At 47.0% G+C, this 25007-nt stretch carries 14 protein-coding genes and 2 pseudogenes; 11 read left to right on the top strand and 5 right to left on the bottom strand.

Annotated elements, in window-relative coordinates; genetic code table 11:
- A pseudogene (locus FTT86_RS12240) lies at nt 1-114 on the top strand (IS5/IS1182 family transposase); the annotation flags it as partial.
- Nucleotides 115-128: 14 nt separating this feature from the next.
- On the opposite strand, the pseudogene recD reads toward FTT86_RS12240, so the two are convergent.
- The 3 genes and pseudogenes from recD to FTT86_RS12225 all read right to left on the bottom strand — a co-directional run.
- Nucleotides 129-1871: pseudogene (gene recD / locus FTT86_RS12235) on the bottom strand (exodeoxyribonuclease V subunit alpha); the annotation flags it as partial.
- Nucleotides 1872-1942: 71 nt separating this feature from the next.
- The gene (locus FTT86_RS12230) at nt 1943-6067 is read right to left on the bottom strand and encodes a UvrD-helicase domain-containing protein (RefSeq protein WP_180181298.1); all 4125 of its coding nucleotides are present in this window, start codon (nt 6065-6067) and stop codon (nt 1943-1945) included.
- Nucleotides 6068-6071: 4 nt separating this feature from the next.
- On the bottom strand, nt 6072-9776 hold the full coding sequence (locus FTT86_RS12225) for an exodeoxyribonuclease V subunit gamma (protein ID WP_180181297.1): 3705 nt from the start codon (nt 9774-9776) through the stop codon (nt 6072-6074).
- A 177-nt stretch (nt 9777-9953) separates the two neighbouring features.
- Here FTT86_RS12225 and FTT86_RS12220 point away from each other — a divergent pair, with 177 nt between their 5' ends.
- Entirely contained in the window at nt 9954-10454 is a 501-nt protein-coding gene (locus FTT86_RS12220; RefSeq protein ID WP_005108051.1) for a hypothetical protein, read from the top strand.
- A gap of 54 nt (nt 10455-10508) precedes the next feature.
- On the opposite strand, the gene FTT86_RS12215 is transcribed toward FTT86_RS12220, so the two are convergent.
- Complete coding sequence (locus tag FTT86_RS12215) at nt 10509-11927, bottom strand: phosphate--AMP phosphotransferase (RefSeq protein ID WP_180181296.1); 1419 nt, start codon at nt 11925-11927, stop codon at nt 10509-10511.
- A 205-nt stretch (nt 11928-12132) separates the two neighbouring features.
- Here FTT86_RS12215 and FTT86_RS12210 point away from each other — a divergent pair, with 205 nt between their 5' ends.
- From FTT86_RS12210 to FTT86_RS12185, 6 genes are all read left to right on the top strand, one after another.
- Complete coding sequence (locus FTT86_RS12210) at nt 12133-12837, top strand: hypothetical protein (protein WP_180096705.1); 705 nt, start codon at nt 12133-12135, stop codon at nt 12835-12837.
- Between the two features lie 146 nt (nt 12838-12983).
- Nucleotides 12984-13928: a bifunctional demethylmenaquinone methyltransferase/2-methoxy-6-polyprenyl-1,4-benzoquinol methylase UbiE gene (gene ubiE, locus FTT86_RS12205; RefSeq protein ID WP_004647333.1), complete on the top strand. Its 945-nt coding sequence runs from the start codon at nt 12984-12986 to the stop codon at nt 13926-13928.
- Nucleotides 13929-13940: 12 nt separating this feature from the next.
- Nucleotides 13941-14618 carry an SCP2 domain-containing protein gene (locus FTT86_RS12200; protein WP_180181295.1) on the top strand — a complete coding sequence of 226 codons (678 nt, stop codon included), beginning with the start codon at nt 13941-13943 and terminating at the stop codon, nt 14616-14618.
- Between the two features lie 12 nt (nt 14619-14630).
- A complete protein-coding gene (locus FTT86_RS12195) occupies nt 14631-16250 on the top strand; it encodes an AarF/ABC1/UbiB kinase family protein (protein ID WP_004729335.1) in 1620 nt (539 codons plus the stop codon).
- 167 nt (nt 16251-16417) lie between these two features.
- Entirely contained in the window at nt 16418-17497 is a 1080-nt protein-coding gene (locus FTT86_RS12190; protein ID WP_180181294.1) for a patatin-like phospholipase family protein, read from the top strand.
- Nucleotides 17498-17557: 60 nt separating this feature from the next.
- Nucleotides 17558-17875 carry a hypothetical protein gene (locus FTT86_RS12185; protein WP_004729331.1) on the top strand — a complete coding sequence of 106 codons (318 nt, stop codon included), beginning with the start codon at nt 17558-17560 and terminating at the stop codon, nt 17873-17875.
- Nucleotides 17876-17933: 58 nt separating this feature from the next.
- Here FTT86_RS12185 and FTT86_RS12180 read toward each other — a convergent pair whose 3' ends face one another.
- A complete protein-coding gene (locus FTT86_RS12180; protein WP_180181293.1) occupies nt 17934-20288 on the bottom strand; it encodes a Tex family protein in 2355 nt (784 codons plus the stop codon).
- A 335-nt stretch (nt 20289-20623) separates the two neighbouring features.
- On the opposite strand from FTT86_RS12180, the gene ompR reads away from it, so the two are divergent.
- The 3 genes from ompR to FTT86_RS12165 all read left to right on the top strand — a co-directional run bounded on the left by ompR (nt 20624) and on the right by FTT86_RS12165 (nt 24833).
- The gene (ompR, locus tag FTT86_RS12175) at nt 20624-21388 is read left to right on the top strand and encodes a two-component system response regulator OmpR (protein WP_004278590.1); all 765 of its coding nucleotides are present in this window, start codon (nt 20624-20626) and stop codon (nt 21386-21388) included.
- Nucleotides 21389-21649: 261 nt separating this feature from the next.
- Nucleotides 21650-23110: an ATP-binding protein gene (locus FTT86_RS12170; protein WP_180181292.1), complete on the top strand. Its 1461-nt coding sequence runs from the start codon at nt 21650-21652 to the stop codon at nt 23108-23110.
- Between the two features lie 205 nt (nt 23111-23315).
- The gene (locus tag FTT86_RS12165; RefSeq protein ID WP_005245839.1) at nt 23316-24833 is read left to right on the top strand and encodes an acetyl-CoA hydrolase/transferase family protein; all 1518 of its coding nucleotides are present in this window, start codon (nt 23316-23318) and stop codon (nt 24831-24833) included.
- Nucleotides 24834-25007: the final 174 nt, after the last annotated feature.

Here is a 25007-nt window from a genome sequence, read left to right as displayed (position 1 = left end):
TTTGCGAGATTAAAACATTTCCGTGCTATTGCAACTCGATTTGATAAACTGGCACGCAATTATAAATCTATGATTCGTATAGCCTGTATATTTATTTGGTGCAAAGCCAAATGAGGACACACCCTAGATTGTTCAATGATTTTTTGGCTCAAACCACTTTTCCGGGTAGTTTTAACACAAAGTGCTTGTGTAAAAGCATCATAATCTACCAATAAACTGACCACTTTTTTGGCTCGAGTAATTGCAGTATAAATCAACTCTTTGCTCAATAAATTTTTTGCATATTGATCCAGCACCACTGCCGTATGGGAAAATTCTGAACCTTGAGATTTATGAATGGTCAGCGCAAAAGCGGTTTCAATACTTTTAGGTAAACGGGTGGCTAATACCCATTTTTCCAGACTCGGGAAATACACTTCAAACTGACGTTGACCAGATTGCTCACGTAAAAAACAGATACCAATATCACCATTGGACAGGCCCAACTGATAGTCGTTATAGCTCATCATGACGGGTCGTCCGACATACCAGTCGCCCTGTTTCAACTGACCTTGGGCTGCTAAAAAACGTTGTTCAATCTGTAGATTGATCTTGAGCAACCCCAGATCACCAGAACGGATTGCCGTTAAAATACGGTAATCATCAAAAGTTTTGACCACCTGTTGCACATAGTGTTCAAAATCAGCTGAGTTTCGTTCTGTTTTTATGGCCTGTACATAAGCCTGATAACCATACATCAGCTGGTCATAATACTGATTCAAATTATGCGCGGTCTGTTCGGCACCAGCGAGCAGGTATTGTAACTGCAACTGGTCGATCTTCACCTGATCCAAATCGATCGCCTGTAACTCACTGGCTGCCACAATCTGCTGCTCAAATTTCTGCAAGACGTGAGAAGGCTCATGATTCTGCTGGATAAACTCCGCCATTGCTCCAATTTTGGCTCCAGCCGCAAAACGTCGCGTGGTGATTAAATTGACCCGGTTTTCCTCCAGAGTCGCCACTTTCTGTAAATCTGCCAGTACCGTTCCGACATCCACAGAGGCCAGCTGGTCTGCATCACCGAGTAAAATCAGCCGTGCATGAGGCGGTATGGCGGCCAGCAACATCTGGGACAGATTCAAATCCAGCATCGAGGCTTCATCGACCACGATCACATCATAGGGCAAAGGCTGTTTGGCATGAAAGCGTGGCTGTCCGCGAGTACCCAAACCTAGTAAGCGATGCAGGGTCACCGGTTGCAACTGTTTTAATGCTTCTAGCTCAAACTGTTGTAACGCTTCACTGTGCAAGGCTTTTTGCAGTGCTTCTTTCATTCGCTGTGCAGCCTTTCCCGTAGGCGCTGCCATAGCGATCCGTATATGCGGCAAGGCTTCATATAGCACCGCAATCATATGTGCCAGCGTATAGGTTTTACCAGTCCCCGGACCGCCGGTAATAATGCTTAAGGCTTGCTGCGCCACCATATGCAGGGCTTTTTGCTGCTGTGGATCTGACAATAGGCTGCGATCACGTTCAGATAAATGAATGGCGGCAACCGGCTGGGTTTTAATTCGTGCAATATGTGCGGCTACCTCCTGCTCTAGCTGCCAGTAGCGGTACAAATATAAATGCTGATCTGCAAAAATAAACGGCGCAATTCCTGTACTTTGCTGACGGCGGTCTAGAACCAGATTGTGTAATAAGACAACCTGCCGAGGATCAACTTCGATACAGCTATCCCCCGCCTGCATCGCTTCAAGCAATTGCTCGATCAAGATTTTTGCTGCCGGATCAAATGTAGCCGTACTAAACGGCGGCTGACACAGATAGTCAATCCAAGCCATTAAATTGGAGTCTTGCTGTGACACGTGATTCTGCTCATTTTCCACACAGTTATCCTCAAAGTTATCCACAGGATAATTTTCTGTTTAATCTCTATATATTTTATAAAACTGCAAAATCAAGCTGATTTTTTCTGCTCAAAATAGCCCAATATTTGATCCAGTTTTTCTATGAATTCAGAGTCCGGTTGCCAATGATAGACTCCTTGCTGCACCTGTCCATTCATCCCGCGCAAATACAGATAGGTTGCGCCGCCCAAGTGCTGCTGAATCGAATAACCCTGCATATTGGCACTCAGATAACGATGCAGCGCCACCAGATACAGAGCGGCCTGCAACCAGTAACTGGACTGGCTCATATTCTGCTGAATCGCCTCAGCACTATAGTGCTGCTGATCAGGTCCGAGGAAGTTACTTTTATAATCGGCAATCTGGTAGCGCTGGCCATCGAAATACACCAGATCGATGGAACCGGTCAAATACCGCGCCGATTTGGCCTCATTAAAATCGCTCATGATCATGTCATGTTCGAGAAAAAGCTGATGGATTTGCCGAATCTGCAAAGGGGCATCGGTCAAGGACAGATAAAAAGGGAATTCTGAAAGATACTGTTTAGCCTCCAGCTGTGCCAAGGCAAAATCTGCCTGGATCGGAGTGGCCAGAATGTCATGTACCCAGTCATGCATCAGGTTCAGCAAAATATCTTCTGTAATTTCGTCCAGAAACCCCTCAAAAGCAGTCTGGAAAATACTGTCCACATTCAGCGATTCAGTGCTTGCAGAGCGTGTGAGCTGGGCCACTTCCTGTTCAAAAAACTGGATAAAGGAGTCATCCGCCAGCCCATCGAAATACACCTGAAACTGATTTAAAAATTCCAACAGAGCTGAACGCTCGAGCTGTTGTGCCGAGTGAAACAGCTGCTGCCATTGCTGGCGATAAGCTTCACTGTGATCATGCAGGCGAATTCCGGTCAATAACTTATAGTTCAGGCTAGACAATACGCGCTGCATACTATGACGCAATTCCTCGGCTTTGAAATCTGCCTGAGCTGTGGCCTGAAACAGGGTTCGCAGATTCACCACAGCAGCCTGATAATGCAGGGAAAAGGCCTGTTCCAGTACACTACGTATATGAAAAGTCTGTTCAAATTTTTCTTTCAGTTCCTGCCAGATTTGCGGTGCGGTATTTTTAAAACGGCGCCGGATTTCCAGATTCCAGTAACTGCTGTCCTGAAAATCAATATGTTCAAAAATGCTGTGCAAGAATGTTCCGGCTACGGTGCCTTTAGGAAAATTCAGCCTAATCCAGTCTAGGGGCACAGCTGCTGGCTGTTCTTCCAGACCGGTAAAATGAATTTCATCGGCAGCACTGTCGGGCTGTTCATAAGCCGTGACCAGATCGTCCTGCAAGATATGTCCATGTAGCTGATGCTGTGACAAAGCCGTAAAACTGGTTTTGGTTCGCGGATAAAACTGCCGCTCTGGCAAAGGTTGCGCCCGCATGTCGACCTGATGATGGTTCGACTGCTCGACCAGGCGCGGTGGCTCCTGAGACAGAGGCGGCTCGACCAGACTTAAAGCATGTTGAAACAGTTGATCTCCCTGACCACGCCAGAAGGCCAGCCCCGAATCGGACTGTGCGTTTTGATCCTGCAGCATGGCATATACTCGGTGACTGGCACGGGTCAGCGCCACATACCAGAGCCGGTGGTTTTCGGCAGCATTACGCGCTGCATTTTGCAGAATCGCCTGCTCATGCAAATTCTTGTGATTGACTGCAATCACCCGGGATTGTTCCAGGATGTTGTCCTGTTCAGGCGCAGACAGGGAAAAATTCAGATTGCCTTTATTCACATCAAAAGCAGCACCTGCTCCCAATAAAAACACCACTTTAAATTCCAGCCCTTTGGAGGCATGAATGGTCATCAGCTGCACCCCATGATCCCCAGACAGCTTGCGTTCTTTTTCGCTGTCCTTGCCTGAAGGTGACTGAAGCTGGCGCAAATACCAGTGATAGAGTTTTTGCGCCCCCTGATAATATTCACTCTGCTGGCTCAGCATCTCGGTCAGATGGCGCAGATTGACCACCACCCGCTCATTGTCCAGACTTTGACTGGCCACCAGATTGGTCCAGACCTGAAACAGGTTCAGTGCATAATTCCAGGCGGTCAAAAAGCCTTTCTCAAACCACATTTCCCGAATTATATCCAGATCCGCAATATAGCGACTGAGGCCTTCACTCTGGCTTTGCAAATCAATCAGTTTTTTCAGATTGAAGCCCAGCAGACGGGTTAGTAAAGCCCGCTTGACCTTGGCCTCATTGAAAGGATCCATAATCGCCGTCAATACGGCTGCGACATCCTGAGCGATTGGACTGGCGAACACGCTCTGTTTGGATTCTTTATAGCAGGGAATGCTCATACGCTGCAGGCGTTGCTTCACCTGTTCCAGCGCATAATGTCCAAATCCCAACACCGCAATATCATCTGCACTCAGGCTTTGCTGATGCTCTTGCTGCTGAAAGTACAGTTGTTGATGGGCAGACTGATTCAGCAATGCACGGATTTTCCAAGCCACCTGATCTGCTTCTACATCCGATTCACCCAGCTGAATCCAGCGTAATGGCTGCGGGTTACATCCCCCACTATCGATGAGATCCGGATGCGGACGACTGCCCGCCTGAATCAGGGTATACTGCACCTGTTCGCCAAAATCCATTTGCCGCTGGAACAGCGCATCAACCACTTCTACGAGTGGTTTGACTGAACGATGGTTCTGCATCAGGGTATATTCACGACCCTGCTTGTGACGTACGTCAGCGTGTGCCTTGTTATACGTCAGCATGTCGCCGCCACGGAAACCGTAAATTGCCTGTTTCGGATCACCGACCATAATCATGCAGCCGGACTGCACCCGGTTGGCATCACGCCAGATCTTGGCCAGCAAATCATCCTGATCCTGATTGGTGTCCTGAAATTCATCGACCAGAATCAGCGGATAACGTGCCTGTACAAACTGGGCAAAACGCTGTCCCTGCTGGCCTTGCAATGCTTCCGCCAATGTACGAATTTGCTGGGAAAAAGTGGTTTCACCCTGCTGCTGCAAGGTTTGTGGCAAACGGGTCTGCACACTTTGAATAATATGAAATTCCAGATAGGTCGTAAGCTGTTGCAGCTGCTCATCCAGATACTGTTTGACCTCACACAGCGCATCAATTGCCACGATCAGACTATGTTGCAAAATCAGCTGATGCTCTGCATCCGGACAGCTTTTGTTAAAGACCTGAGTGGTCGGCTGGAAATCGGTTTTCTTGCGGCGCAAATGGCACAGATTCAGTAAAATCGGCTGCAATTCAGCATCAAAGAAACTCATGCCACCCTGATTTTTCAGGGCTGCGCTCCAGGTCATAAAGTTTTCACAAATTTCGGTTAACTTGGTCAAAAAACTCTTGTGAAAATACTTCGGACTTTCCTGACAATAACGCCGCATCACGGCAAGATCATGCTCCTGAATATTTAATAATTGGCTAATACAGGCTTCCAATTTGTTCAGGTCACATTCAGCCGGTTCGATCTTGCGAAAATGCTGCTTACTGAAATTCAGGGCATCACGCACCAGCCCGGTATAATGCTCCACCGGTTTCAGCAGATTCTGGACATACAGATGATTGACCATATATTGCGGCTGTTGCTGAATCCAGTCACGCAGCACATCATGAATCAGCTGCTGGATATACAGATCCTGATCTTCGGTCAGTTCTGCACGTTCAATCTTGCCACTTTCAAATGCAAATTCACGTAACAGTTTCTGGCTAAAGCTGTCCAGGGTGCCAACAAACAGTTCATCCAGCTGGTTCAGCACCAGACGTAAACGGCGACGGGCATAATCCAGCCGTGAACCATAATCTTTCAGTACCTGCTGAAATAAAGGATCGGTTTCATTCTGGATTTTTGCTGTGATTTCAACTGAATTGAGCTGCTGATGACGCTGGATATAAGCCAGCGTTTCCTCGACGCGAAGCCGTACCCGGTTTTTCAGTTCAGCCGTGGCCTTACGGGTAAATGTCGTCGCAATCACCTGATGCGGATAATACTGGTCCAGAAAAATCCGCACCATCAGACTGGATAGCGTATAGGTCTTGCCGGTGCCTGCCGAGGCTTCAATCCAGTGTAGGCCCCGAAACTTCATGTCTTGAATCGGATTGGTGGAAATGGCTTTTTGCATCTGCTGCTTTAAGAAAGTCATACGGCTATTTCACCCACTCCAGATGTTGATGAATCGGCGCATACAGGCCATGAGCAAAATCATGGCAGCAATTTTGCAAGGCCAGATCCGGATCCTGATCTTGCAAAATAAATTGCCAATCCTGATGCAGCAGACTGGATTCATCCGAAGCCAAAGGTTTGGCACTCTCATAGCTGTTGTTCCAGGCCTTTAGCAATTCGGGCATTTCCACAATAGTCATTTTGCCATGTTCATTCTCGGCCCACTGCCATTCTTTTTTCATCAGTAATTCTGCCGGCAAGACCAGCGGCTGCTGTTGACCAATTTTCCATGCCTTTAACCAGAGCTGCAAATACTCATGTGCCTTGCTCGAACTCAAGCCAGAAAACTTCAGGGTTTTATTACTGAAAATGACAATGCGCTCCAGTTCTGGAGAGCGTGCATCATCATTTAAGTAAGCCAGCCACAGCAGATACTCCAGCCAGATCTGGGCACGGCGTTTTTCCGAGGCCGAAGAGGATTGCATACTCAGCCAGTAGCTGCTGTTTGGAACCTGAGGCACGTTAATATGAATGATCAGTTCAGGACTGAACTGCCAGGATTGCTGGGTAACTGGCGTCAGTTCTTTACCCAACTGCAGCAAACGTTCTTGCAATAACTGCTGTTCCTGCTGGCTGCCCAGCCAGGTGGCTTGCTGGGTTTTGCCCACTGGCAAACGGTCTAGCATCAGGTTCGGCTCAATCTCCTGCTCTTGTTGCAACAGGAAATCCCGTACCTGATACTGTTCCAGCTTGTTCAGTAATAGGGGTTCCCGGGAACTCGGCAAATCGGCATAGCGAATCGTGGAAACCCCGACACTTTTCAGGAATAGACGTGCCGGGAAAATCATATCGCGGATCCATTCATCGCCTTTGAGTACCCGGATTTCTTTTTGTTCCAATGCCGGATAATGTGCATTGATCCAGCTGCTGCGCTTGCCTTCGGCACTACGAATATACTCTGCTACCGCAAACCACTGATCCTGATAGCGCGGTGTCTGCATATCTGCGAATCCGGCCGGATCAAAAGGCTGCAAGGGATGCACATGATAAAGCTGCCGAATATGTTGAGCGACTGACAGACCATGAATATCCACCATCGGATCGATTTCGGCATCCGGCTGTTCAGACTGGCAGATCAGCGCGATATGCTGAACCAGTTCCTGCAAGGCAGTGGATGGATCGCGAGCCTCACCATCCTCCAGATCAAAGCCATTATAGAACAGCCATAGATTTTCCTGTGCCAGCAGCAAGGCATCCAGAAAAGCGCCCTGCTCGTCATCCAGACGGGAACGGTCACCGAGTTGCGGCTTCAGGCTGCGCATCAGGTCAAACGGAACCTGTTGATTACGGCTCGGAAATTTACCGCTATCCAGATTCAGCATCACCACCAGTTTATAAGGCAATGGCCGGATCTGGCCAATCTGGCTAAAGGTAATCTGCCCGGTCGGTTCGGCCTGATCCAGCTGCATCTCCAAGGTATTCTGAATTTCTTCCAGCACATAAGGCAGAGGCAAACTCAGTGCCACCAGTTCCTGACTGGCATGTGGATCATCCTGATCATGATAATCGGCCAGGGTCAGCATCCGCATTTGCTTGTCGATAATTTCGGCAACGGTTTTGAGCGATTCTACTCCAGCGTCACGAAATTCATTCAGATCGGAGTGCAGATATTCCAGCCAGGTTTTGACTGGCGTGCGCTGTCCGGTTTCATGCAAAGTCAGCCAGTCACGGCGCTCTACCAGATCCTGATAAATCCGGATCAGGGTGGATATCAAGGGAAAATCACTGGTCAGAACCTTGGCATAACTCAAGGTGTCCTGAAACAGGGTATGTCCAGGAATCGCCAGACCCAACGCCAGACGGTCCAGGGCGAATTTAAAGCTAAACCGGTAATCCTCATCGCCTGCGCTGAGGCTTTGCTGTAAATGCTGCTGGTCCAGTCCACGTTTAAAGCCAGCATCTGTCAGCAACTGCAACATCCGTTCTACCTGACTATAGTCCAGACCATAACGTTGCTGGGTCGCATTCAGGCTAAGCCAGTCGGCAAAGTCCTCAATACTGAAACGGCGCCGTACCCACTGAATCCGGCCCAGTACCGCGCGCCAGGCATTGCTGACATCCAGACGTGATACCCCGGCAATCTGGATCGGTAAATACAGGTTATCTTTCTGCAAGCGTTTGCTACCAGTCTCGCGCTCACGCGGTGGCGGGGCAAAGACACTGCGAATTGCCGGTTCGAGTTCTTTCAGACTTGGCGTCAGCACCAGAATATCACTAGGCTGACGCGGCACGTCATTCGTATCTTGAGCCAGCCAGTGAATCAGCTGTTCTTTAAGGACTTCCAGCTGACGTAATGAAGAATGACAGACATGAATCTGTACCGAATCATCGTCAGGGCTTAAAGCATATTGATGCTGTTCAGGCTCGAGCAAATACAGGATATCTGACTGGATTTTGGCCAGCAGCCTGTCCTGATATTCATCGACAAAGACATCGGCCCAGAGACCCTCTTCCCCCGAAGACAGTTTAGAGAGTAGAGAAAAATGATCCCGTGCCTGCTTGCCGAATCGGGTCAGAAGCGGATGCCGCGATTCCCGGTCTTCGGCATTAAAGTTCAGCTGCTTGATCCTGAAGTCTTTTATTTCCGCATCATTCGGTTTACGTTGACGGGTTTTTTCAAAACGCTGAATAAAGCGCTCTTCCCGCTGCAAATCAAATCTGGCTTTCCAGTCAGGATCGACACTGTCCGCCCAGTATTCCTGCGAAGGGTTGAAGTGAAAAATATAGATATCAATGTATTGCCCCAAACGGCGTAAAAAATCCAGCTGGCTGGGTGGCAGTTCCAGCAGGCTAAATACCACAATATGGGCCGGCAGTCGTTTTAGAGCCTGAGCGCGGGTTTCTGCATTCTCCAGCCGCTCCCAATACAGGCGTTCAATCTCCAGGATTTTGGCATAATCATCCTGAAATACATGCTGCCACAACCAGCGTTGCCAAGCTTCCAGTTCACGCGCCTGAATCTTGACAAAATCCGCCACCTGCATCTCATGACCATTTTCATCTTTGGGGCTATAGATCATTTGCTCGATATCGAGCGCAATATCCTGCCCCCAGGACTCTAACCAGTTACTCGGACAACCACAGTTGTTTGGAGGACAGTTACGCGCGCAATAACCGCGATAATCCATATAATGGCTAAACAAACGCGACACCTGCTCCGCCACCCAGTATAGCATGCTCTGTTTTTTCAGCTGTTTTTCTGTGCCCTGTTCCAGCCGGTCGGCACTGTCATAAATCCGCTTCACAATGGAATACAGTGGATGATCGACATCTAAAGGAATCTGTTCAGGCAGAATGCATTTTCGCAGCGCCTGAAACACGCGCCATTTGATGATAATGCGCGGAATATTGGCTTCACGGACCTGCTCCACTTCTTTAGGCGCATTCAATACCCATTGATAAGAAGTCCATTGAAAGGCGCGAATCCGGTGATGAAACTGGGTATTGGCGCTAATGCCTTTTTTCTCGGCAATTTTCTGGGTCAGCCAAGTTTCTACTGCCGGAGATGGCACAATAAAGTGCCGGGTTTGTAACACCTCAAATGGATTTCGGGCAGTCTGGTTGACAATACGCAGCATACTATCCAAAAGCACATCAATACGTTGACTCTGAATAACATGGATGGCCATTGTTTCCCCTGAACTGCTGAATATGGTTTTTACTACAAAACGATAAAGATTATTTACTATACATCCCGAGCGCTCTATGACACTTTAAAACCACACTTCAGTCGAAAAATTTCTTTGAAAAAAGCATCTTAAAGATGCTTGAATAGAAAAAAACAACATAGAGCTTAGGTAGTGCCCATGAAATTAGATAAAATTCCTGAACGTCTCGATCCGAGCTTAGATTTAGAACAAATCCGCGACGAATGCCTGGAACTCACCAAAAAACGCGCCTACTATTCTGCTGGTGCCGCCGTGATTCCAGTACCTTTTATGGACGTGGTCATTGATGTCGGTATCTTGTCGCAATTGATTCCCGAGATCAATGCCCGCTTCGGCCTGTCCCCTGAGCAGATCAGTGTCTACGATCCGAAAACCCGTCAGATTCACTGGCAAGAGCTGCGTAAACGTGGCGTAGAATTTTCCGGTCTGGTGGTCGCACGTACGGCAGTTAAAAAATCTTTGAACAATGTTGCAGCGAAAGTGATGATAAAGCAAGTCACAAAATTCATTCCGCTGGGTGGTCAGCTGGTGGCCGCAAGTCTGGGTTATTTTGTCATGAAAAAAATTGCCGATGCTCATGTGCAAGACTGCTATCGCACCGCTAAAAGTATTCAGCAAAAACAGGTCGCCCAAGGTTAATCCTGTTTAAGCTAAATATTTTTAAACTGTTTAAAATTCTCTACTTCAGGCAGATTATTCTGCCTGAAGTTGTTTTAAAATAGCCTTTAGTACTTCGACCCGTGCGGTATGTTTATCATCAGACGCGATAATGTGCCAAGGCGCTTCCTCAGTCGAAGTATGTTCAAACATATCGGCTGCCGCTTTCAGATAATCATCCCAGCGTTCCCGGTTACGCCAGTCTTCTTCAGTAATTTTAAAACGCTTATGTGGTGTATCTTCACGCGCCTTGAACCGTGCTGCCTGTTCCTCTTTAGAAATGGCCAGCCAGATTTTCACAATCACCGTTTGATGCTTGACCAGGCTCTGTTCAAAACGGTTAATTTCCGCATAAGCTCGCTGCCATTCTACCGGACTAGAAAACCCTTCTACCCGTTCTACCAATACCCGACCATACCAGGAACGGTCAAAAATGCAGATATCATCATCGGTTTGCAGCTTGGTCCAGAAGCGCCATAAATAAGGACGGCTCAGCTCATATTTTTCTGGTGCGGCAATGGTATGAATTTCATATTCACGTGGATCCAGTTTTTTGACAATCCGCTTGATCGCGCCGCCCTTGCCAGCAGCATCCATGCCCTCAAACAGAATTACCACATTACGCGAATCGGAACGCATGGCTTTGGCGACCTTCGCGGTTAATTTTTTTAGTTCCGGTTTGTAATCTTCTGGCTGGGCTTGAGTCTTGGAAGGATGTTTTAACTGCTCGGGAATCTTGGCCTGTTTCCATCTTCCCTTGGCTCTGGCGGGATGATCCGGACAATGTTTCAAGGCACTCAGGATATACTGGGCAAATTGCTGGTCGCGCTGCTGCTCATCTTCGCCATCAATAATGAACCAGTCCTCGGTAAAGCGCTGACGCAGGCGCTGCAAGGTGTCATATTCTTTGCGATTGCGCCAGTCCAGACCATGCAGTTGATGCCAGTGAGTTTCACTCGGATCCATGGCATCCAGACGTTTTTGCAAGACTTTCCAGGACAGGTCAAACCAGACCTTGATCACATCGACATGGTTATTTTTCAGGTCCTGTTCAAAGGCCTGCATCTCTTGCAGATATTCATCAAACTGTGCATCACTCAGCGGGCTTTCAGCTTGCATGGCACTGCCGAGCAGATCGCTATACCAGTTACCAAACAGCACCATGATCTGGCCTTCGGCAGGAATAAAACGTGCATAAGGTTGCCACAAGGTCTGCTTCGGGCCGGCTAGCTGAGGCTTATCGGCTTTCACACGCAAATAGCGCGGATCGACCCATTCACGTAACTGTTTAACCGCTTCACCCTTGCCGGCCAGTTCAATGCCATTCACCAGAATCATCAGACTTTTGGCATTTTTCTGGCCCCGGGTCTTTTTTAAATTATATTGGGCATCAATCAGCTCGACAGACAGCTGATCTTCATCCATTAACTGAAATTGTGGTTGTTCCATACGCATCTTCAACCCTGATCTTTTATTCTGTTTGCAGTATAGCGAGGAGTTTCAACGCAAAAATAGCTCTGGCAACGTTTTTCACACGATTAAATTGGCTATTTAAACAACAGATTGACATACAAATGCCCGATCTCTGTTCAATTTGTCATAGCAGGATTGTCCGGCAGCCTCTAAGATTCTTGCATCCTCCAATGATAATTGAAGCCTCATGTCCAAACTTGCCGTACTCGATGATCTGTTAGCGCATTATTATCAATTGGCTTATCACACCCGGCCTGACATTTTAAGCCGTTTACAGGATGTGCAGGCCTGGCAGAAAGTCCGCATGCAGCGCACTCATCGCGCCCATTTTGCTGAAAAACAAAACCTGTTGATGTCCGAATATTTCCTGAACCGTCTCTACGGCGGTGCTGAATTTGATGCGCTGGCAGAACAGATTGCCCGGCTGATGAAATATGCGCATAAAGCAGAAAAAGTTATTCCGGAAAATGCCATTAAAACCGGCACCTCAGGGGTAGAGCTGGCTATTCTGGCGGTACAACTGGATGAACAGGTCGCGATTCAGTTATTACAGGATTATCATCCACATGAACCGCTGACTGACGAGATGATGCGCCTGACCTATTTGAAGCTGGATCAGGGTGAAGCACGCTTGAAACAGCTGGCTCTACTGGATCAGCTCGGCATGAGTCTGGATAAATACATGCGTTCATTTGTGGTCTATACCGCCTTTAAAATGTGTAAGGGCGCGGCGAATAAGTATAACTTTCAGGTGATGTATGAATTTATGCAGGATGGTTTTCTAGCGATGAAGCCACTTAAATCGGCAGAAAAATTTGTACGCACGTTCACGGCAACCGAACGCCAGATTATCGAGAAAGTACATTCTGGCGATCCGTTGCCATTTCAGTAAATACCCGATGAGTATTTCTGCCAAGCGTGAATTTTTCTGTATATTATTCATAACAATTGCATCATGATTGCTGAATAAGCCTTTAGAATCTGTCATGATGCAGACAATGCAAGATTAACCCGATTGATATGTTAGGAGTGACTCCAATGTCGAATGAAAATACAACGCCTACCCCTACCCCCGAGTCGGCACAACAGACAGACAAAGTGAGCCCATTCTTAACTGAACCCCTTCCACAAGGCACCCCGCAAGGTCAGCAACAATCCTTAGAACAACGTCTGACTGATACGCCTGTGACAGGTACTGTGCCTAAATATAATCTGCCGCGTGGTGCCAATACCGGTAACGTCGGCTCAACCACACACTTCGGCTATCAAACTGTCAACAGCGAAGAAAAAGCCCAGAAAGTCGCAGAAGTGTTTCACTCGGTGGCGAGCAAATACGACATCATGAATGACCTGATGTCTTTTGGTATTCATCGCCTGTGGAAACGTTTTGCGATCAATATGTCAGGTGTACGCCGTGGCCAGCATGTGCTGGATATCGCGGGCGGTACTGGCGACTTGGCGAAGGTCTTTAGCCGCGAAGTGGGCCCGACGGGTCATGTGGTACTGTCCGATATTAACGAATCCATGCTGAATGTCGGTCGTGACCGTCTGATCGATGCGGGCTGTACCAATGTCGATTTCGTTCTGGCCAATGCCGAAACCTTAGAACCATTTGCAGACAACAGCTTTGATCTTTTGACCATTTCTTTTGGCCTGCGTAACGTGACCGATAAAGATGCGGCACTTGCTGCGATGTACCGCGTCCTTAAGCCAGGTGGCCGTTTACTGGTTCTAGAATTTTCTAAACCAGTGTTTGAGCCATTCTCTAAGCTGTATGACCTGTATTCGTTCACGGCATTGCCAATCATGGGTAAAATCATTGCCAATGATGCAGAAAGCTATAAATACCTAGCTGAATCGATCCGTATGCATCCAGATCAGCGCACCCTGAAAGGCATGATGGAAAATGCCGGCTTCCAGAATTGTGACTATCACAACCTGACTGGCGGGATTGTTGCGGTTCACCGCGGTTTCAAACTTTAAGGTTCCTTGCCTATGTGGTCAATTTTGGCACTCGGTGCTGTTGAACGCGTGATTCATCATGTGATTGATCTGGATGCCATTACCCGCATCCAGCTGAATGCCCTGTCCGGCAAAATGCTGCGGGTGGTGATCGCCTCGCCGCAGCTTTCGGTTGATGTGTTTTTTGATGAAGGCAAAGTTCGTCTGGAACCAACGGCAACCGGTCATACCGAAACACCTTCGGTCTTTGAACAACGTCCATTTGACGCAAGTTCCGCGACAATCACCGAAGCGACAGCAACCTTGCAGGTCAGCAATGTGGTGGAATTACTCAAGCTGCTGCTTTCCGATGAAGTCGGTAATATTCCCCTACAAGGCGACTACAAGTTATTGCAGGAAATCCAGCGCATCATGCAACAGGCGGAACTGGATCTGGCGGCGCATTTAAGTCCTTGGATTGGCCCGACACTGGCGCATGAAATTGGTAAATTGCAACTGCTACCCAAGCAGCTAAAACGCACCCTGCAAAGTCAATTATTCTTTGCCGAAGATGCCTTAAAAGAAGACAGCGGTCTGTTTGCCCCTCGCTGGCAAATGGATGACCTGAATCAGGACACCCGTATCCTGAATCAAAATTTAGATCGGGTTGAAGCAAAAATCCAGCAACTTCAGGCTCAAATCGATGCCTCAAACAATTCTACTCAAGACTAGGTACACAGCTTTATGATTCCGCATGTTTCACGTTTACTCGAACTTTGGCGCATCGCCGCGCACTATCGACTCGACACGTTGTTTCCTGCGGAAGAATTACCAGAAAAATCCCGGCATGTACTGTCCCTCATCCGGATGCATCCGGCTGCCTGGTCCAGTCGTGAACGTAAAAATCCGCTCAAGCTGAAACTGGCTTTAGAAGAAATGGGGCCGTTGGCGATCAAGCTCGGTCAACTGCTCTCGACCCGCCGTGACCTGATTCCACCTGAAGTTTTACAGCAACTGGTGTTACTGCAAGACCGGGTCAAGCCATTTGATAATGATGTGGCCAAGATGCGCATTCAGGAATCCCTGAAAGCTGATGTAAATACCCTATTCGCGCGTTTCGATACCCAGCCACTGGCTGCAGCTTCGATTGCTCAGGTGCATACGGCTGCCCTGCATGATGGCCGTGAAGTGGTGGTTAAAGTCACCCGCCCGAATATTCGCCAGCAGATTTTGCAGGATTTTGAAATTCTGGAATGGCTCGGTCAATTTCTGGAAAAACGTCTGGAAGCTGCCCGCGCATTGCACCTGTCGGAAATCATTCAGGATTATCGACAGATCATTCTGAATGAACTAGACCTGACGCTGGAAGCAGACAATACCCGCCGCATGCGCCATCATTTTACCGGCTCGAGCATGATGTATGTGCCGGAAATTTACATGGACAGCAAAGATGTTCTGGTGGCCGAGCGTATTACCGGGGTACCAATTTCAGATATCGCGACCTTTGACCGGTTGGGCATGGATCGTGCCGATCTGGCGCGTAAAGGCCTGACCATCTTCTTTACTCAAGTGTTCCGCGATAATTTTTTCCATGCCGATATGCATCCGGGCAACGTCTTTGTAGAAACCATCAATCCGGCCAATCCGCGTTTTATTGCGCTGGACTGCGCGATTATGGGCGAACTGTCCAAACACGACCAGATGACCGTAGCACGCATGCTACTGGCGGTCATGAACAGCGACTTTATGCAGCTGATTCAGGTGGTGCATCAGGCCGGCTGGATTCCACCGGGAACTGATCAGGATGCGTTGGCTCGTGAAATGCGCCGTAGTGTGGGGCCAATGGTCTCAAAACCGATGCATGAACTGGACTTTGCCGGCATTCTGATTGAAGTCATGGATATCGCGCGTCGTTTCCATCTGGAAATTCCACCTCAATTGATGCTACTGCTAAAAACTTTGGTGCATGTCGAAGGTTTGGGAACCGACCTGTATCCTGAACTGGATATCTGGAGTCTGGCCAAACCGATCCTAACGGACTGGATCAAGGCCCAGATGAATCCGCAAAAGAACCTGAAAGAACTGGGACAGAAAATTCCGGATCTGCTTTTAGGGGCACAGGATTTACCGACCCTGATGATCGACAGCTTAAACGGTTTAAAAAATCAGTCGGCCTGGCATGCCAAACAGCTCAATGAATTACAAAGCATGCGCCTGCAAATGGAACATCAACAGAAGCGTAGCTGGATGTTCGGCAGTGTCATGGCCATTCTGTTGGCAATTGCGATTATTTCACCATGGTTTGTGTCGGTGATTCTGATTGTACTGGCGAGTGTGCTCGCCGTCTGGCGAATTGCTAAATAAATCTCCGTGATTTTAGAACATGATAAAAAAAGCCTGAAATGATGCAGGCTTTTTTTATGTCTTAAAGATGAGGATGACTCCAAAGTCACCTTAGGACATATCTTGCCATTGGGTCTTCAGACCTATCGCTTAAAATAAGCACACATTTGGCTAGTATAGGTTCAACCATGGTACAGATTTTACAAAAACGTGCGCCTGCGCTGACGATTCGTGCTGGCCATCTGGCACGTGAGCTGATTCTGCAACAAGGTTTGCAACCCGAACAAGTCGATATTGTACCTGGTGCTGCAGGTGGCCCCAAAGGCATCGGGATCCAGGGACTGGATCAGGCGATTTTTGGTGAGTTTTTTCCACGTGCACCTCAGCGTAGAACTCTGGTGGGTTCTTCGATTGGTAGTTGGCGCTTTGCCAGTATGGCTGCACATGGTGCTCAACAGGGAACCGAACGCTTAGCTGAGCTGTATACCAACCTCTATTTTCATAAAAAAATGACCCGTCAGGATGTCAGCGACATCTGCCGTGGCATGCTGCTGGATCTGGTACAAGGCAAAGAAAACGATCTGGTCAATCATCCAGATTATCATCTCGCAGTCATTTCAATTAAAGCCCAACACATTTTCCAGAGTGACAAGGCATTGCCGTTGTTGGCTTCTGTGGCTGGAATTCTTGGAACGACCGCAGTCGCGCGCCGGCACAGCCGTTATTTCATGCAACGTGTGATCAGCCAGCCCAATATCGGTGAACAGTTTAAAATCGCTGAAGATGGATTTACCACGCATTATCATGCACTGACCGAACAGAGTGTGTTGTCTTGGCTGATGGCTTCAGCCTCTATTCCCGGGGTAATGGCAGCGGTGAACAATATTCCGGATGCACCGCAGGGGTATTATCGCGATGGTGGCCTGATTGATTATCACATTGACCTGCCCTTTCAGAGCAAAGGCATTGTGCTGTATCCACATTTTACCGATAGCATTACCCCCGGCTGGTTCGACAAGTTATTTAAACGTACCTCAAATCCAGAAAATCAGGCACGAACTTTGCTGCTTTCTCCATCGCAGCAATATCTGCAAAGTTTGCCTTTGGGTCGTTTGCCTGATCGTAAAGACTTTAACTTAAAAGGTTTGGATCAAACCCAACGGATTCAGCTGTGGAAGCAATGTATTGCGGAAAGTCAGCGTCTGGGCGATGAATTTCTGGAACTGGTTGAGAAGCAGAATTTTGCTGAGGTGATGCAAGCCTTGTAATTGGCAGCAGCTGCCCGATTATTTGTATAATTGCTTTAATTTTGTGAACTGTTGAGATTTATGCAGAAGTTTTTAGTTGTCCTGCAATACCTGTGTCTGGCCTTTGCCATTTATCTGATTTATAGCGTCAGCATGTCGCTGTATCGCCAGGATTTTGTCCTGATGGAACTGGTCGCTGATATCGGTACGATTCTGATCTGTATCGACCTGGCGGTGTTTTTATTTACCAGTAAAGGCAAGCCCGGCATTAGCATGGAAGAATATGCAAAAAGACTGGAACAGCCACCATCTAAACTGGTCTATGTGACACGAAAATTGGGGCATCTCGGTATTTTGCTGATTATCACCAGCTGGATTGTGCCGATGATTAACTCATAATGATCCAATAAAAAACCTCCCAATTGGGAGGTTTTTTTAAATTAAAGATATCTGAAAATTATTTAGAACCTTTAATCCCTGCTTGCAATAGCAATGCACCCAAACCACCAATTTTTTGCTCTTGTGGTTTAGCCGCTTGAGGTTTCTTACCCTGAGGGCGATCACCTTGCGGACGTCCTTGCTGTGGACGTTTACCCTGAGGCTTACGTTCACCACGTGGCTCATTGTTCTCGCGACGTGGCTGACGTGGTGCTTTCGCCGGCGCTTCAGAACCTTCAGGACGCATCGACAGATTCACGCGGTTACGTTCAGCATCCACATTCAAAACACGGACTTGTACGATTTGACCCGGTTTCACCACTTTATGCGGATCAGCGACGAATTCATTGGCAAGTTCAGAAATATGTACCAAACCATCTTGATGCACGCCCACATCGACAAATGCACCGAAGTTAGTCACGTTAGTGACTACACCTTCCAGTTGCATGCCTTCAGACAATTGCGCAACTTCAGTAATGTCATCACGGAATTTAGCAGTGCGGAATTCTGGACGCGGGTCACGGCCCGGTTTTTCCAGTTCAGCCAATACGTCTTGAATCGTCGGCAGACCAAATTTCTCGTCTGCAAATTCTTCTGCATTCACTTGGCGAATGATTTCAGTATTGCCAATGATGTCTTTTACAGTCGTTGCTTTTGCTTCAACAATTTTGCTCACCAAAGCATATGACTCAGGGTGAACTGCAGACGCATCCAGTGGTTCTGTACCATCTTGAATACGCAAGAAGCCCGCAGCCTGCTCAAAAGTACGCTCGCCTAAACGTGGTACTTTTTTCAAAGACTGACGATTGTCAAAACGACCATTTTCCTTACGGAATTCCACAATTTGCTGTGCAATTGATTTATTTAGACCCGCGATATAACCCAAAATCGCTGCTGATGCAGTATTTACATCCACACCCACTGAGTTCACACAGTCTTCAACGACCGCTTCAAGGGTTTTCGCCAGACCGGTCTGGTTCACGTCATGTTGATACTGACCCACACCAATCGATTTCGGATCGATTTTCACCAGTTCCGCCAATGGATCCTGCAAACGGCGTGCAATCGATACTGCACCACGGATCGACACGTCCAGCTCTGGAAGTTCCTGTGAAGCCAGTTCAGATGCTGAATATACAGATGCACCTGCTTCAGACACAGACACACGTGTCATTTTCAGATCACTGTTCGCAGCCATCATTTCAGCAACTAAAGCTTCAGTTTCACGGCTTGCAGTACCATTACCAATCGCGATCAGGTCAACATTGAACTCGTGGCATAAACGTGCAAGTTCAGTTAATGAACCATCTTTATCATCTTTTGGCGCAAATGGATAAATCGTACTATGTGCCAGTACATCACCAGACTCGTTCACCACCGCCAGTTTCACACCAGTACGGATACCTGGGTCCACGCCCAAAGTGGTACGTGCGCCTGCAGGTGCAGACAGCAGTAAATGACGCAGGTTTTCAGCAAAGACGTTCATCGCTTCTGTTTCAGCAGCCAGACGTTTTTCAGTCAGCAATGAATGTTCAATCGTTGGACGAACTTTACCGAGCCAGAACAATTTTGCAGTTTGCTTCAAGAAATCCTGACGAGCTTGTGGCTGAACAGTTTCAAGATTGTATTCAGTTTCAATACGCGCCAATGGAGCATCATCTTCGCCATCAACTTTCAGGCCTAAAACGTTTTCCTGACGGCCACGCAGCATCGCCAATAAACGATGTGAAGGCACTTTGTTCAAGTTTTCAGAGAAATCGAAATAATCACGGAATTTTTTACCGACTTCTTTTTTCTCATCACTTGCAACTAAACTTTTCAGCACGGCAGTTTTTGCAAATGTCGCTTTAAGTTCAGTGGTCAGTGCGATATTTTGTGCCCAGTCATCAATCAGGATGTGCTGGATCGCATCAAGCTGGCTTTCAGTATCTGGATAATCTTCATGGCTAAAGCCCGCCAAAGCTTCAGCCGGATCAACGGCTTCATTAAAGATTTTTTCGGCAATCGGGCCTAAACCGGCTTCTTTGGCCTTGAATGATTTACTGGTACGTTTTGGGCGGTACGGCGCGTAAATTTCTTCTAATGCATTTTTGGTTTCGGCCGCATTCACACGCACCAATAAATCATCAGATAATTTATCTTGTTCTTTGAGTGATTCAATCACCTTTTCACGGCGCTCATACAAATCACGCAAGTATGATAAACGCGTATCGAGTTGACGTAGTTGCGTATCGTCTAAGCCTTGCGTTACTTCTTTACGGTAACGTGCAATAAAAGGAACACTGGCACCTTCATCAATAAGCTTGATGGCAGCCTCAACTTGATTTGGACGTACGGCAAGTTCTTTTGCCAACTGCTGAACTAAGTCAGTCATCGTGTTTGATCCCACAAGGATAAGTACTAAATGGCATGATTATAAAGACCGGGTCTATAAAATCCACCATTGTTTTTATTAATTTATCTTATCTTTGTATTATGAAGTGCCATAGTTTTCTGCTTTTCCCGATAAAGTTTGTATGAACTTTGCTTTTTATCCAGCGTAAAATCGTATTTTTTACTCATTTAGATGTATATATTTGGTATCTATGTCTTGATTTTAACTGCAATATTTGGTGCTTTAGAGCATAGTCAATTAATATTAATGAATTGTATACTCAAAGCCTATTTGATTTTTGTTTATGACGACAATAAAGAATAAAGGAGCATCTCATGAGTTTAGTTGTACCTGCTGAAAAAGCCGATGCCGTACATACCGAAACGGACCGGGTCGAACGGATCCTGGTGGTTGATGATGATGTTCGTCTGCGTACCTTATTACAGCGTTTTCTCGAAGATAAAGGCTTTGTGGTTAAAACTGCACATGATGCCACGCAGATGGATCGACTTTTACAGCGGGAACTGTTTTCTCTGATCGTGCTCGACTTTATGCTTCCGGTCGAAGATGGCTTGAGTATCTGTCGTCGTTTACGCCAATCCAATATCGATACGCCTATCATTATGCTCACCGCTCGTGGTAGCGACTCGGATCGTATTGCCGGTTTAGAAGCAGGTGCCGATGATTACTTGCCTAAACCGTTTAACCCGAATGAGCTGCTGGCACGTATTCGTGCGGTATTGCGCCGTCAGGTACGTGAAGTGCCGGGTGCACCAAGCCAGCAGATGGAAGTAGTTTCTTTTGGTCCTTGGTCACTGGATTTGTCTACCCGCACCCTGACCCGTGAAGGCCAAGTGGTAACACTCACTACCGGTGAGTTTGCGGTACTGAAAGCACTGGTGCAGCATCCACGCGAACCATTAACCCGCGACAAGCTGATGAATCTGGCGCGTGGCCGTGAATGGGGTGCCATGGAACGTTCAATTGATGTTCAGGTGTCACGCTTACGCCGTTTAGTGGAAGAAAACCCAGCGCGTGCACGTTATATCCAGACCGTATGGGGTGTGGGTTATGTCTTTGTTCCAGATGGTGCTGAATAAAGGAAAACTTATAGGATAAAGATTGCCCCAATTTATTGTCCCTAAAAGCCATTCGCTGCTGTTTGAGCCTCCCCTTCTTTAAAGGCTCGTATACAAATGCGCGAGTTCAGCGAATGGCAAAGTTTTTACTTGCGTAACAGTGTTACTCATTTTTTCAAAAAAAGTAACACAACAAGCTCCTTCCATCGAAGGTTCAAGCAGTAAGATTCTATTACAAATATTATTACTGCTCAATTTGAAAAATGCCTACAGGGAGCTGGTGTGAAACTCGACCCCATCGATCCACAAAAATTTACCGATTTTGTCAGCTACTCGGAAAAAAAGCGTACCCGCGGGGAACGCTTTCTCGACAAGATCAAGCCGCGTTCTGCTGCCATGCGTACCACGGTACTGGTGGTTTTTGTGGTCTGTTTCAGCCTGTTTATGTCCTTATGGTTCTTCTGGCGCACCCTGTTTTTACCTGAAATTCAGCAACATGCGCGTTATCTGGCCATGGAACTGGAAATTCTCAACAATCCCGATCTGCGCCTGTATCACAAACAGCAAGAAGTGGATATCGATGACTGGCTGAAAAACCGGGTCGGCATTGAATACGTGACCAATCCAGCAGAATATCCCACGGTTCGGGAAAAGCTGATTGCCGAATTTTTTACCCGGCAGATCGAAACCAAACTGGCCAAAGAGTTACGTATCGAACAAGCCACGGTGTATTTCCAGTTTAAGCCAAGTCCTCGTATCTGGATCCAGACCCCTGAAATGAATGGTCACTGGGTACAGGAACCTTTAAAGACCTATGCCAATTATAGTAATGAACTGATTTTAGGCTGGTTGCTTGGCACGCCGATTATTGTCGGCATCATTATTTTGACCTTGGTGCGTCAGCTCAACCGTCCTTTACGCCGTTTGCAGAATGCCGCCAACAGTTATAGCCGAATCGGTTCAGCACCCTATCTGGATACCAATCATGGTCCACTGGAAATCCGTCAGGTCAATCATGCCTTTAACCAGATGATTTATACGCTGGATCAGACCGAGCGGGAACGCCGCATCATGCTGGCCGGCATTTCACATGACTTGCGCACGCCCTTAACCCGGATCCGCCTCAGTGCCGAAATGATGCCAGATGAAGACTTTCTCAAAGAAGGCCTGATTTATGATGTCGAAGATATGGACGCGATTCTGGATCAGTTCATCTCCTATATGCGTGATGGTTCTGATGAAGAGCCGCAGGATACCAATGTCAATGTGCTGCTCCAAGAACTGGTCAAGCAGTTTAAACCGCTGGATATCCGCTTTACGCCACAAGACATCCCAACCATTCAGGCGCGCAGCATGTCGCTAAAAAGGCTGATTGGTAATCTGATCAATAATTCGAAACGTTATGGTTCAGAACCAATTGAGCTTTCTGCGCATGTTGAAGAAGATCAACTGTTGATTTGTGTCGCAGACCATGGCGAAGGCATCCCGGAAGATCAGATTGAAGCCTTGATGCAGCCTTTTGTTCGGGGTAATTCGGCACGAACTGTACAAGGCAGTGGCTTGGGGTTGGCCATTGTGAAACGGATTGTCGATATTCACCATGGCCAATTGCGTATTCATAATCGTCCTGAAGGTGGGCTGGAAGCTATCATTTCACTACCCGTAAATCAGGTGAACCCTGAGACACTCCCCCCAGCCACCACACTCGATAAAATTCGCCAAACTTTGACTGATCACTTTTAATAAGTGATCATTAATTCAACAAATGACTTTTTAGTTTTTCTATACAATTCATTTTATAGTTCACGAATTCAATCATTTAAAAATCATCATTTTTTATTATACCTACATTTAGCTAAAAAATTAGACCTTAGCCTAACACCTATGCACAATACATTTTTTGAGCGGTACAATCCGTCTCATAGTTTAAGAATTAATGAGAGTTAAAATGTCTTTAGATCGTATCCGTTTAGCCTCCCTACACAACAAAGTCATCAGCCCAGAACAAGCGGCTGAATTCATCAAAGATGGCATGACTGTGGGCATGAGTGGCTTTACTCGCGCTGGTGAAGCGAAGGCGGTTCCTTTAGCTTTGGTTCAGCAGGCAAAAGTAAATCCATTAAAGATCACGTTAATTACTGGTGCATCACTAGGGAACGATCTAGACAAACAACTGACTGAAGCTGGCGTATTGGCACGCCGTTTACCGTTCCAGGTCGACAACACTTTACGTAAAGCGATCAATAACGGCGAAGTGATGTTCATTGACCAGCACTTGTCTGAAACTGTTGAGCAAATGCGTAACCTGCAGTTGAAAAAACCAGACGTTGCGATCATTGAAGCTGTAGCGATTACTGAAGATGGTGGCATCATTCCAACAACATCTGTTGGTAACTCTGCAAGCTTTGCGATTTTTGCTGAAAAAGTGATTGTAGAAATCAATACCAACTTAAGCCCGGCATTTGAAGGCTTGCACGATATCTACATCCCGACCTATCGTCCAACGCGTCAACCGATTCCATTGACTCAAGTTGATGAGCGTATCGGCACGCATGCGATCAATATCGATCCATCTAAAATTGTTGGCATTGTATTTAACAGCGAATTGCACGACTCTCCATCTACTGTAACCGCACCAGATGATGAGACTCAAAGCATTGCCAACCATTTGATCGCTTTCTTTGAAAAAGAAGTGGCTGAAGACCGTCTACCGAAAAACCTCGGACCTCTTCAAGCAGGGATCGGTTCAATTGCAAATGCGGTATTGACGGGTTTGAAAGATTCAAACTTCGAAGACTTGATCATGTACTCAGAAGTTCTGCAAGACTGTACGTTTGAATTGATCGATGCCGGTAAAATGAAGTTTGCTTCAGGTTCTTCAATTACCCTTTCTGCTAAGTACGGCGAGAAAGTATTTAACAACCTTGAGCAATACAAAGACAAACTGGTATTACGTCCACAGGAAATTTCAAACCATCCTGAACTGGTACGCCGTTTAGGTATTATCGGCATCAACACTGCACTTGAGTTTGATATTTACGGTAACGTGAACTCAACTCATGTATGTGGTACCAAAATGATGAACGGTATTGGTGGTTCAGGTGACTTCGCACGTAATGCCCACTTAGCGATCTTCGTAACCAAATCAATCGCGAAAGGTGGCGACATCTCTTCTGTAGTGCCGTTTGCTTCACATATCGACCATGCAGAACATGATGTTGATATCCTGGTAACTGAACAAGGTCTTGCGGATCTTCGTGGTTTGGCACCGCGTGAGCGTGCACGTGCAGTGATTGATAACTGTGCGCACCCAATGTACCGCGATGCGTTGAATGATTACTTTGACCGTGCATGTGCAAAAGGCGGCCATACGCCTCATCTTCTTCGTGAGGCGCTTTCTTGGCACTCAAACTTCGAAGAAAATGGTCACATGCTTGCTGTTGAAGCTGCAGTAAAAACTGCATAATCGACTGCATTCAAAAAACGCCCTACGGGGCGTTTTTTTATGGCATTTTTATATTTTTTTTGAATAGTCAGAACCTGATTATATTAAGAAAGCCACCTGGCTATCGCCTGCTCTTTCTTCTTTTATTTATCCTGCCGATCTGCTGTAGAAATACACTTCTGATGCTCAGGGGCT

The organism is Acinetobacter sp. YH01021 (assembly GCF_013420255.1).
Classification (GTDB): domain Bacteria; phylum Pseudomonadota; class Gammaproteobacteria; order Pseudomonadales; family Moraxellaceae; genus Acinetobacter.
The sequence above is the reverse complement of the archived record's forward strand: the minus strand, read 5'-3'. Positions and strand labels throughout refer to the sequence as shown.